This window comes from Pseudomonas sp. 51_B, from assembly GCF_017491595.1.
Taxonomy (GTDB): Bacteria; Pseudomonadota; Gammaproteobacteria; order Pseudomonadales; family Pseudomonadaceae; genus Aquipseudomonas; species Aquipseudomonas promysalinigenes.
This window is the reverse complement of the sequence record NZ_JAFGYW010000012.1, coordinates 121,443-132,372: the sequence shown is the minus strand read 5'-3', so window position 1 is coordinate 132,372 and position 10,930 is coordinate 121,443. Positions and strand designations below refer to the sequence as shown.

The window sequence follows — 10,930 nt, the reverse complement described above, 5'->3', positions numbered from 1 at the left end:
ACTCAGTAGTGAAACGATGCATCGCCGATGGTAGTGTGGGGTTTCCCCATGTGAGAGTAGGTCATCGTCAAGATTCATTTCGCAAAACCCCTATCTGCGCATGCAGGTAGGGGTTTTGTCTTTTCTGCTTTCACGACAGGGGTGAGCCGTCTCCCACTTTTGCAGCTGGGAACACTAGAATAGTACCGACGTACCTATTCAGAATCCCCAGATGCCCGACCCCGACAAGACTCAACCTCTGCAGCAGCTGCCACTGGCCGAGCTGATTGCCTGCCATGAGTGCGACCTGCTCATGCGCAAGCCAGTGCTACAGCATGACGAAAAAGCCCAATGCCCGCGCTGTGGCTACGAGCTCTATGCCCATCGCCGCAATGTGGTCAACCGCAGCCTGGCCCTGGTGCTGACGGCGTTGCTGCTGTTCATACCCGCCAACTTCCTGCCCATCATGCAGCTGCACCTGCTTGGCCAGACCTCCGACGACACTGTATGGAGTGGCGTGCTCGGCCTTTACAACTCGCAGATGCGGGGCGTGGCGGTGGTGGTATTCCTATGCAGCATGGCCGTACCTTTGCTTAAGCTGCTCTGTCAGCTGGCTGTACTGCTGAGCATTCGCCTGGATATCGGGCGCAGTTATGGACTGCTGTGCTACCGCATTTATCACCACCTGCGCGACTGGGGCATGCTCGAGGTGTATTTCATGGGGGTGCTGGTGGCCATCGTCAAGCTTGTGGACTTGGCGGAGTTGACCGTTGGCCTGGGCCTGTTCTGTTTCATCAGTCTATTGCTGGTTCAGGTCTGGCTCGAAGTGGTGATGTCGCCACACCAGATCTGGAGCGCTTTGTCGGGGGAGGATCTGCATGCGGGCGATTGATGCAGGCATAGTGGTCTGTAATGAATGTCACGAACTGAATCGCCAGGAAGTCGAAGGCGATTCACAAGCCTGCACGCGGTGTGGGGCGATCGTGCACCCGCGGCGCCCCAATAGCATCATCCGCACTTGGGCGCTGCTGATCACTGCTTCGATTCTTTATATCCCCGCTAACCTGTTGCCGATCATGACGGTCAGCACCTTCGGGCAGGGTAGCGGCGACACCATCATGTCTGGCGTCATTACTTTGCTCAAGCACGGCATGTTGCCTATCGCCGCAGTGGTGTTCATCGCCAGCATTCTGGTCCCGACCTTCAAGCTGATAGGGATCGCGCTTTTACTGTACTCCGTTCAGCGGCGCCAGCCGCTGTCGGCGCGGCAACGGATCCTGATGTACCGTTTCATCGAATTCATAGGGCGCTGGTCCATGCTGGACATTTTCGTCATTGCCATTCTGGTGGCAGTGGTGAATTTCGGCCGCATTGCCAGTGTCGAAGCCAATTTAGGCGCTGTCGCCTTCGCCACTGTGGTGATCCTCACGATGCTCGCTGCTTTAACTTTCGATCCCCGGCTGATCTGGGATAACACGGAGTCGGATGACGACCATGAGTGACATGCCAATGGCCAAAACCCGTCCTGCCTCCAACTGGTCTGCCATCTGGATCCTGCCATTGATCGCGCTGATGATCGGGGGCTGGCTGGCATGGCAGGCCTATCGCGACTCGGGCGTGGAGATCCAAGTCCGTTTCGAAACCGGCGAGGGGATTGTCGCCAACAAGACCGAGGTGATCTTCAAAGGGATGCCGGTCGGCAAGGTGACCAAACTTGTGCTCGATGCCCAAGGCGAGAAGCAGGGAGTGATTGCCACCATCGAAATGAACAAGGCTGCCGAACTGCATTTGAACAAGGGCACCCGGTTCTGGTTGGTCAAGCCTAGTGTCAGCCTGGCCGGTATCTCAGGCCTTGAGACGCTGGTGTCGGGCAACTACATCGCCGTCAGCCCTGGGGACGGTGAGCCGACCCGGCGGTTTACGGCACTGAAAGTTGCACCACCGCTATCGGACAGTGAGCCAGGCTTGCACCTGACGCTCAAGGCCGAGCGGCTGGGGTCGCTCAACCGAGACAGCCCGATATTCTACAAACAGATCCAAGTTGGTAAGGTAAAAAGCTATCGTCTGTCTGACGACCAAAGCACGGTCGAGGTGAAGGTATTCATCGAGCCAGCCTACGCAAACCTGGTGCGAAAGCACACGCGATTCTGGAATGCCAGCGGCATTAGTATTGATGCGGATCTCTCTGGGGTGAAGGTTCGCAGCGAGTCACTGTCGAGCATCGTGGCAGGTGGCATTGCTTTTGCCACGCCGGAATACCGTAAAGACAGCCCACCCACCGATCCAAGCTTGCCGTTTCGCTTATATGAAGACTTCGATGCGGCCCAGGCCGGTATTCGCGTCAAGGTCAAACTCAGTGATTACGAGGGCCTGCAGGCTGGACGCACGCCAGTGATGTACAAGGGTATCCAGGTCGGTTCGTTGAAGACCCTGAAAATGGAGGACAACCTGGCCAGTGCTACTGCCGAGCTGACACTGGACCCATTGACCGAAGATTACCTGGTCGAAGGTACTCAGTTCTGGGTGGTCAAGCCGTCGATTTCCCTGGCGGGCATCACTGGCCTCGAAGCGCTGGTCAAAGGTAATTACATCGCAATCCGCCCTGGTGAGAAAGGCGCCAAGCCGCAGCGCGAGTTCGAGGCCCGCCCCAAAGCACCACCGCTGGACCTCAAGGCCCCTGGCCTGCATTTGGTGCTGTTCGCCGATACCCTGGGTTCGTTGGAAGTCGGCAGCCCGGTGATGTATCGCCAGGTCAAGGTAGGTAGCGTGCAGAGCTACCAATTTGCCCGCAACAGCAAGCGCATTCTGATTGGTGTGCATATCGAGAAAGAATACGAAAACCTGGTCAACGGCTCTTCGCGGTTCTGGAATGTCAGCGGCATCACCCTGACCGGCGGGCTGTCCGGTATCAAGATCAAGAGTGAATCGTTGCAGACCCTGATGGCCGGCGGGATCGCTTTCGATACGCCAACCCCCAATGTGGCGCTCAAGCGCCGTATACCGCGCTTCCGCTTGTTGGAGAGCCAAGAAGCCGTGAACCGGACCGGGACCCTGGTAACCATCAGAGTGGATCGCGCTGATGGCCTCAAGGCGGGTACGCCCATTCGCTTTCGTGGCCTTGATGTGGGCAGTGTGGAAAGCGTGGATTTGACCAAGGACTTGCAGGCGGTAGTACTGCGAGCGCGGATCACCGAGGCGGCTGAGCGCATCGCGCGCGAAGGTACGCAGTTCTGGGTGGTGAAGCCGGCGTTGGGGCTGGTGCGTACCGAGAACCTCGATACCCTGATTGGCGGCCAGTACCTTGAGGTGCAGCCGGCGGTCAAAGACAGGGGGCCGCAGCGTGACTTCATTGCGCTGGCCCAAGCCCCTGAAGTGTCTGGCGCGCCAGTGGGCCTGCCGCTGACGCTCAGTGCGCCGCGACGTGGTTCGATCAAGCCGGGTGTGCCGGTTACCTATCGCGAGGTGGCGGTGGGTAAAGTCACGGGGTTCGAGTTGGGCCAGACCGCAGATCGCGTGTTGATCCATATCCTGATCGAGCCGCGCTACGCCGCCCTGGTGCGCGGTGGCAGCCGGTTCTGGAACAGCAGTGGTTTCGGCTTTGACTGGGGGCTGTTCAAGGGCGCGACGGTGCGCACCGAGTCGCTTGAAACACTGATCGACGGCGGGATTGCCTTCGCTACTCCGGAGGGCGATCAGATGGGCAACCCAGCTCGGCCGCAACAGACCTTCGCCTTGTTCGACAAGCCTGAAGATGCCTGGCTGCAGTGGGCGCCGAAGATCTCGATCGGCAAGTGATGAGCAAAACCATCGCTGGTCGGTAGGCCAATGACAGTTGGCTCCCACTGGGGGGTGCTTACCTAGCAGTATGCGCAGCCCACGTGGGGGCGGGCTCACCCGCGAACACCGGCAAAGCCGGTTCCCTATACTGCGTTGCATGTTTCGCGGCTAAAGCCTCACCGGGGATCGCGCCATCTCGATGCATGCTTGAATCCCAGGCATAAAAAAACCGGCCCTAGGGCCGGTTTTTTCGACAAGAACGTCGCTTAGGCAGCTGCAGCTTCTTTCAGTGCCTTGATGTGGCCATTCAGACGGCCTTTGTGGCGAGCAGCTTTGTTCTTGTGGATGATGCCTTTATCGGCCATACGGTCGATTACAGGTACAGCCAGAACGTAAGCGGCTTGCGCTTTTTCGGCGTCTTTTGCGTCGATGGCTTTGACTACATTCTTGATGTAGGTGCGGACCATGGAACGCAGGCTGGCGTTGTGGCTGCGACGCTTCTCAGCCTGTTTTGCACGTTTCTTGGCGGAAGGTGTGTTGGCCACCGTCGAGCTCCTCGAAAGACTTTAGGTAAATAGCAAACAAAATAGGCCGCGAATCATGCCGATGAGTCGACCGGATGTCAAGGCCACTTGCAGGGTTCCGCCGAGTGGTGCAGTAACGGGCAGGAAATGTTCCTTTCTGCCGTGCTACCTGTAAACTCGGGAATTTTTGGCTCCCCTGCGAAGGCGCGGGAGTATCGCACATTCGGACGCTGTCTGGCAGCGCCCTCTGTCCCTGGCGTGAATCTTTTCGATGAATCTGCTCAAATCCCTGGCTGCAGTCAGCTCCATCACCATGGTTTCGCGGGTGCTGGGCTTTGTGCGCGACACCATTCTGGCCCGCGTCTTCGGTGCCGGTATCGCCACCGACGCCTTCTTCATCGCTTTCAAGCTGCCCAACCTGCTACGGCGGATCTTCGCCGAAGGGGCGTTTTCCCAGGCATTCGTGCCGATCCTGGCCGAATACAAGACCCAGCAAGGCGAGGAGGCGACGCGCACTTTCATTGCCTACGTCAGCGGCCTGCTGACCCTTGTGCTGGCCTTGGTCACGGCCATCGGCATCGTCGCAGCGCCCTGGGTGGTCTGGGCCACAGCCCCAGGCTTTGTCGACAGCGCCGAAAAATACACACTGACCACCGACCTGCTTCGGGTAACCTTCCCTTATATATTGCTGATTTCGCTGTCGTCCCTGGCCGGGGCAATCCTCAACACCTGGAACCGGTTCAGCGTCCCTGCGTTCACCCCAACCCTGCTCAACGTGGCGATGATCATCTTCGCCCTGCTGCTCACCCCCTACTTCAACCCTCCGATCATGGCCTTGGCCTGGGGGGTGCTGGCCGGTGGCCTTGCGCAGTTGCTGTATCAACTGCCCGCGCTGAAGAAGATCGGCATGCTGGTCCTACCACGGCTGAACCTGCGCGATGCCGGGGTATGGCGTGTGCTCAAGCAGATGCTGCCGGCGATCCTTGGGGTGTCGGTGAGCCAGATATCGCTGATCATCAACACCATCTTCGCCTCCTTTCTTGTGGCCGGCTCAGTGTCGTGGATGTATTACGCTGACCGCCTTATGGAGCTGCCATCCGGCGTACTGGGCGTTGCCCTTGGCACGATCTTGCTGCCGACACTGGCTAAAACCTATGCCAACAAGGACCGTGAGGAGTACTCGCGAATCATGGATTGGGGGCTGCGCCTGTGCTTTCTGTTGGTGCTGCCGTGTACCCTGGCCCTGGCGATCCTCGCCGAGCCGCTGACCGTGGCACTGTTTCAGTACGGCAAGTTCAGCGCTTTCGACGCCGCGATGACCCAGCGTGCGCTCATCGCCTACTCGGTCGGCCTACTGGCGATCATTCTGGTCAAGGTGCTGGCACCTGGCTTTTATGCGCAGCAGAATATCCGTACCCCGGTGAAGATTGCGATCTTCACCCTGGTCTGCACGCAACTGTTCAACCTGGCATTGATCGGCCCACTGCAGCACGCCGGCCTTGCCCTGGCCATCAGCCTGGGCGCCTGCCTGAACGCAGGTCTGCTGTTCTGGAAGCTGCGCAGCCAGCAGCTATTTCAGCCGCAACCTGGCTGGGCCATCTACCTGCTCAAGCTGGTGCTGGCCGTTACGCTGATGGCAGCGGTGCTGCTGTTGGGCATGCACTACCTGCCAGCCTGGGAGCAAGGCAACATGCTGGAACGGTTCCTGCGCCTGGGTGCATTGATCGCGGCGGGGGTGGTGACCTATTTCGGTTGCCTGTACGTGTGTGGTTTCCGGCCCCGGCATTTCGCCCGCAAGGCCCTGCATTGAGGTAAAAGCGGGTCAGGCGTCGGTTTTTCGTATTCCATGTCACCCCTGGGCGCTGCTGCCTGTCACCGGCGCCCGGGTGTGGTTATAATCGGCCACTTTATGAGCAAGAAGCGCGTTATGCAGCTGGTTCGAGGTCTTCACAACCTGCGCCCCGAGCACCGGGGCTGTGTCGCCACCATTGGCAACTTCGACGGGGTTCACCGTGGCCACCAGGCTATCCTGGCGCGCCTGCGCGAGCGTGGCCAGGAACTGGGCCTGCCGACCTGCGTGGTGATCTTCGAGCCGCAGCCGCGCGAATACTTCGCCCCCGATACCGCGCCGGCCAGGCTGGCCCGCCTGCGCGACAAGGTCGAGCTGCTGGCTGGCGAAGGCGTCGACCGGGTGCTGTGCCTTGCATTCAACCAGCGCCTGAGCCAGCTCAGCGCGCAGGCGTTCGTCCAGGCGATCCTGGTCGATGGCCTGGGGGTACGCCACCTTGAGGTAGGTGACGATTTTCGCTTCGGTTGCGACCGCGCTGGCGATTTTGCCTTCCTGGTCGCGGCCGGCAAGCAGTACGGTTTTACCGTCGAAGCCGCCGACACGGTGATTCAGGACGGCTTGCGGGTCAGCAGCACTGAAGTGCGCAAGGCGCTGGCCGAAGGCGACTTCGAGCTGGCCGAGCACCTGCTGGGCCGCCCGTACCGTATCACTGGCCGCGTAATGCATGGCCAGAAGCTGGCCCGCCAGCTCGGCACACCGACCGCCAACATCCAGCTCAAGCGCCGCCGCGTGCCGCTGTCCGGGGTTTACCTGGCCAGCATCGAGATCGATGGCAAGGCCTGGCCGGGTGTGGGCAACATTGGTGTGCGCCCGACGGTGGCCGGTGACGGCCGCCCGCACCTCGAGATTCATCTACTGGATTATGCCGGCGATCTGTATGGCCGGCGCCTGACGGTGGAATTCCACCACAAGCTGCGTGAAGAGCAGCGATTCGCCTCCCTGGAGGCGCTGAAGTCGGCGATCGATGCGGATATCGCCGCCGCACGTGCACATTGGCACGCTCAACCGCTAACGAAGAGCCTGAAATGACCGACTACAAAGCCACGCTAAACCTTCCGGACACCGCCTTCCCCATGAAGGCCGGCCTGCCTCAGCGCGAACCGCAGATCCTGCAGCGCTGGGACAGCATTGGCCTGTACCAGAAGCTGCGCGAAATTGGCAAGGATCGTCCGAAATTCGTCCTGCACGACGGCCCGCCCTATGCCAACGGCAAGATTCACATCGGTCATGCGCTGAACAAGATCCTCAAGGACATGATCGTCCGTTCCAAGACGCTGTCCGGCTTCGACGCGCCCTACGTCCCTGGGTGGGACTGCCACGGCCTGCCGATCGAACACAAGGTCGAAGTCACCCACGGCAAGCACCTGACCGCAGACCGCACCCGTGAGCTGTGCCGTGAGTATGCCGCCGAGCAGATCGAAGGGCAGAAGACCGAGTTCATCCGCCTAGGTGTGCTGGGTGACTGGGACAACCCGTACAAGACCATGAACTTCGCCAACGAGGCCGGTGAAATCCGCGCCCTGGCCGAAATGGTCAAGCAAGGCTTCGTGTTCAAAGGCCTCAAGCCTGTGAACTGGTGCTTCGATTGCGGTTCGGCCCTGGCCGAGGCCGAGGTCGAATACGCCGACAAGAAATCCCAGACCATCGACGTGGCCTTCCCGGCTGCCGATGAGGCCAAGCTGGCTGCCGCCTTCGGCCTGGCGTCGCTGGCCAAACCGGCTGCTATCGTGATTTGGACCACCACCCCGTGGACCATCCCGGCCAACCAGGCGCTGAACATCCACCCAGACTTCAAGTACGCCTTGGTTGATACCGGCGAGCGTCTGCTGGTGCTGGCCGAAGAGTTGGTAGAGTCTTGCCTCAAGCGCTACAACCTGGAAGGTTCGGTGATCGCCACCGCGCCAGGCTCGGCCTTGGAACTGGTCGATTTCCGCCACCCGTTCTACGACCGCCTGTCGCCTGTGTACCTGGCCGAGTACGTAGAACTGGGCGCAGGCACTGGCGTGGTGCACTCGGCCCCGGCCTACGGTGAAGACGACTTCGTCACCTGCAAGCGCTATGGCATGGTCAACGACGATATCCTGACCCCGGTGCAGAGCAACGGCGTATACGTCGAATCGCTGCCATTCTTTGGCGGCCAGTTCATCTGGAAGGCCAACCCGGCGATCGTCGACAAGCTCAGCGAAGTCGGCGCGCTGATGCATACCGAAACCATCAGCCACAGCTACATGCACTGCTGGCGCCACAAGACGCCGCTGATCTACCGCGCCACCGCGCAGTGGTTCGTCGGCATGGACAAGCAGCCGAGCACTGGCGAGCCGCTTCGCGAACGTGCACTCAAGGCCATCGAAGACACCAAATTCGTCCCGGCCTGGGGCCAGGCGCGCTTGCATTCGATGATCGCCAACCGCCCAGACTGGTGCATCTCGCGTCAACGCAACTGGGGCGTGCCGATCCCATTCTTCCTGCACAAGCAGACCGGCGAGCTGCACCCGCGCACCGTCGAGCTGATGGAGGCCGTGGCCAAGCGCGTCGAGCAAGAGGGCATCGAAGCCTGGTTCAAACTGGACGCCGCCCAATTGCTGGGTGACGAAGCGGCCCAGTACGACAAGATCTCCGACACCCTGGACGTCTGGTTCGACTCCGGCACCACCCACTGGCACGTGCTGCGTGGCTCCCACGACATCGGCCACGCCACCGGGCCACGTGCCGACCTGTACCTGGAAGGTTCCGACCAGCACCGCGGCTGGTTCCACTCGTCGTTGCTGACCGGTTGCGCAATCGACGGCCACGCGCCGTACCGCGAGCTGCTGACCCACGGCTTCACCGTGGACGAAAGCGGCCGCAAGATGTCCAAGTCGCTGGGCAACACCATCGAGCCAGAAAAGGTCAACAATACTTTGGGTGCGGATATCCTGCGCCTGTGGGTGGCCGCGACCGATTACTCCGGCGAGATGGCCGTGTCGGAGCAGATCCTGCAGCGTAGCGCCGATGCCTACCGCCGTATCCGCAACACTGCGCGCTTCCTGCTTTCCAACCTGAGTGGTTTCAACCCGGTAACCGACCTGCTGGCCCCGCAGGAGATGATCGCCCTGGACCGCTGGGCTGTGGACCGTACCCTGCTGCTGCAGCGCGAGCTGGAAGAGCACTACGGCGAATACCGCTTCTGGAACGTCTACTCGAAGATCCACAACTTCTGCGTGCAGGAGTTGGGCGGCTTCTACCTCGACATCATCAAGGACCGCCAGTACACCACTGGCGCAAACAGTGTCGCGCGCCGTTCCTGCCAAACCGCGCTGTACCACATCAGCGAGGCACTGGTGCGCTGGATCGCACCGATCCTGGCGTTCACTGCCGACGAAATCTGGCAGTACCTGCCGGGTGAGCGCAACGAGTCGGTGATGCTCAACGGCTGGTATCAGGGCCTGGCCGAGCTCCCAGAAGGCACCGAGCTGGACCGCGCCTACTGGGACCGCGTCATGGCCGTGAAGGCTGCGGTCAACAAGGAGCTGGAAAACCAGCGTACCGCCAAGGTCATCGGTGGCAACCTGCAGGCCGAAGTCACCTTGTTCGCTGAGCAAAGCCTGATGGCCGACCTGAACAAGCTGGGCGACGAGCTTCGCTTCGTACTGATTACCTCCGCCGCCAGCGTGGTGCCGTTCGCCCAGGCGCCGGCCGAGGCCGTGGCTACCGAAGTGGAGGGCCTGAAGCTGCAGGTGGTCAAGTCAGGCCACGCCAAGTGCGGCCGTTGCTGGCACTTCCGCGCCGACGTCGGCAGCCACCCGGAGCACCCGGAAATCTGTGGCCGTTGCGTGGACAACCTGACCGGCCAAGGCGAGGTGCGCCACTATGCCTAACCCTGCAGCGGGGCGTTTCGGGCGCCTTGCATGGCTGTGGCTGAGCTTGCTGGTGCTGGTCCTCGACCAGGCCACCAAGCTGTATTTCGACAACGCCCTGACCATGTACCAGCAGATCGTCGTCATCCCTGACTACTTCAGCTGGACACTGGCCTACAACACCGGTGCTGCCTTCAGTTTCCTGGCTGATGGCGCCGGTTGGCAGCGCTGGCTGTTCGCCCTGATTGCGGTGGTGGTCAGTGCGGTGTTGGTGGTCTGGCTCAAGCGCCTTGGGCGCGGTGAAACCTGGCTGGCGGTGGCGCTGGCGCTGGTGCTCGGCGGTGCGCTGGGCAACCTTTACGACCGCATCGTGCTTGGCCATGTGGTCGACTTCATCCTGGTGCATTGGCAAAACCGTCATTACTTCCCGGCCTTCAACCTGGCCGACAGCGCCATCACCGTTGGTGCGGTGATGCTGGCGCTGGATATGTTCAAGAGCAAGAAGTCCGAGGAACCAGTCCATGACTGACACCCGTATCGGCCAGAACACCGAAGTCACTCTGCACTTCGCGCTGCACCTGGAAAACGGCGATACCGTCGACAGCACCTTCGACAAGGCTCCGGCTACGTTCAAGGTCGGCGACGGCAATCTGCTGCCAGGCTTCGAAAATGCGTTGTTCGGTTTCAAGGCAGGTGACAAGCGCACCGTTGCGGTGGCGCCGGAGAACGCTTTCGGTCAGCCCAACCCACAGAACGTGCAGGTCATGCCACGCTCCAACTTCGAAAACATGGAGCTGTCCGAAGGGCTGCTGATCATCTTCAACGATGCCGCCAACACCGAGCTGCCGGGTGTGGTCAAAGCCTTCGACGACGACCAGGTGACCATCGATTTCAATCACCCACTGGCTGGCAAGACCCTGACCTTCGAGGTGGAGATCCTCGAGGTCAAGGCCCTGTAGGCCTGG

The 10,930-nt window shown here is 60.7% G+C and carries 9 protein-coding genes; 8 read left to right on the top strand and 1 reads right to left on the bottom strand.

The genetic code is table 11. The annotated features are described in order from the left end of the window. The first annotated feature begins 211 nt into the window (after nt 1–211). From J5M56_RS15105 to J5M56_RS15095, 3 genes are read left to right on the top strand one after another with little or no spacing between them, the layout of a single operon-like run. Nucleotides 212–871 (top strand): paraquat-inducible protein A, encoded by a 660-nt coding sequence (locus J5M56_RS15105; protein WP_060480186.1) that lies wholly within the window; start codon nt 212–214, stop codon nt 869–871. Continuing rightward, nucleotides 858–1,481, top strand: coding sequence for a paraquat-inducible protein A (locus tag J5M56_RS15100; RefSeq protein ID WP_060480187.1), 624 nt, complete (start codon nt 858–860; stop codon nt 1,479–1,481). The genes J5M56_RS15105 and J5M56_RS15100 overlap by 14 nt, the downstream gene beginning before the upstream one ends. After that, nucleotides 1,474–3,774, top strand: a complete 2,301-nt coding sequence (locus tag J5M56_RS15095; protein ID WP_207937241.1) for an MlaD family protein — start codon at nt 1,474–1,476, stop codon at nt 3,772–3,774. The genes J5M56_RS15100 and J5M56_RS15095 overlap by 8 nt, the downstream gene beginning before the upstream one ends. A 248-nt stretch (nt 3,775–4,022) precedes the next feature. Here the strand turns inward: J5M56_RS15095 and rpsT are convergent, their stop codons facing one another. Next, nucleotides 4,023–4,301, bottom strand: a complete 279-nt coding sequence (gene rpsT / locus J5M56_RS15090) for a 30S ribosomal protein S20 (protein ID WP_003247625.1) — start codon at nt 4,299–4,301, stop codon at nt 4,023–4,025. A 250-nt stretch (nt 4,302–4,551) separates the two neighbouring features. Between rpsT and murJ the strand changes: the two genes are divergently transcribed. The 5 genes from murJ (at nt 4,552) to fkpB (ending at nt 10,924) form a co-directional block, all read left to right on the top strand. Then, nucleotides 4,552–6,090, top strand: a complete 1,539-nt coding sequence (gene murJ / locus J5M56_RS15085) for a murein biosynthesis integral membrane protein MurJ (protein ID WP_060480189.1) — start codon at nt 4,552–4,554, stop codon at nt 6,088–6,090. A 117-nt stretch (nt 6,091–6,207) separates the two neighbouring features. Further along, nucleotides 6,208–7,158 (top strand): bifunctional riboflavin kinase/FAD synthetase, encoded by a 951-nt coding sequence (gene ribF, locus J5M56_RS15080; RefSeq protein ID WP_207937240.1) that lies wholly within the window; start codon nt 6,208–6,210, stop codon nt 7,156–7,158. After that, nucleotides 7,155–9,986 carry an isoleucine--tRNA ligase gene (ileS, locus tag J5M56_RS15075; RefSeq protein WP_207937239.1) on the top strand — a complete coding sequence of 944 codons (2,832 nt, stop codon included), beginning with the start codon at nt 7,155–7,157 and terminating at the stop codon, nt 9,984–9,986. The genes ribF and ileS overlap by 4 nt, the downstream gene beginning before the upstream one ends. Beyond that, nucleotides 9,979–10,494 (top strand): signal peptidase II, encoded by a 516-nt coding sequence (lspA, locus tag J5M56_RS15070; protein WP_060480192.1) that lies wholly within the window; start codon nt 9,979–9,981, stop codon nt 10,492–10,494. Before ileS ends, lspA begins: the two co-directional genes overlap by 8 nt. Further along, a complete protein-coding gene (gene fkpB / locus J5M56_RS15065) occupies nt 10,487–10,924 on the top strand; it encodes an FKBP-type peptidyl-prolyl cis-trans isomerase (protein ID WP_060480193.1) in 438 nt (145 codons plus the stop codon). Before lspA ends, fkpB begins: the two co-directional genes overlap by 8 nt. The last annotated feature ends 6 nt before the right edge of the window (nt 10,925–10,930 follow it).

Coding starts and splice junctions, on each gene's coding strand:
- J5M56_RS15105 (WP_060480186.1), top strand. CDS start 212: ATGCCCGACCCCGACAAGACTCAACCTCTGCAGCAGCTGCCACTGGCC.
- J5M56_RS15100 (WP_060480187.1), top strand. CDS start 858: ATGCGGGCGATTGATGCAGGCATAGTGGTCTGTAATGAATGTCACGAA.
- J5M56_RS15095 (WP_207937241.1), top strand. CDS start 1,474: ATGAGTGACATGCCAATGGCCAAAACCCGTCCTGCCTCCAACTGGTCT.
- murJ (WP_060480189.1), top strand. CDS start 4,552: ATGAATCTGCTCAAATCCCTGGCTGCAGTCAGCTCCATCACCATGGTT.
- ribF (WP_207937240.1), top strand. CDS start 6,208: ATGCAGCTGGTTCGAGGTCTTCACAACCTGCGCCCCGAGCACCGGGGC.
- ileS (WP_207937239.1), top strand. CDS start 7,155: ATGACCGACTACAAAGCCACGCTAAACCTTCCGGACACCGCCTTCCCC.
- lspA (WP_060480192.1), top strand. CDS start 9,979: ATGCCTAACCCTGCAGCGGGGCGTTTCGGGCGCCTTGCATGGCTGTGG.
- fkpB (WP_060480193.1), top strand. CDS start 10,487: ATGACTGACACCCGTATCGGCCAGAACACCGAAGTCACTCTGCACTTC.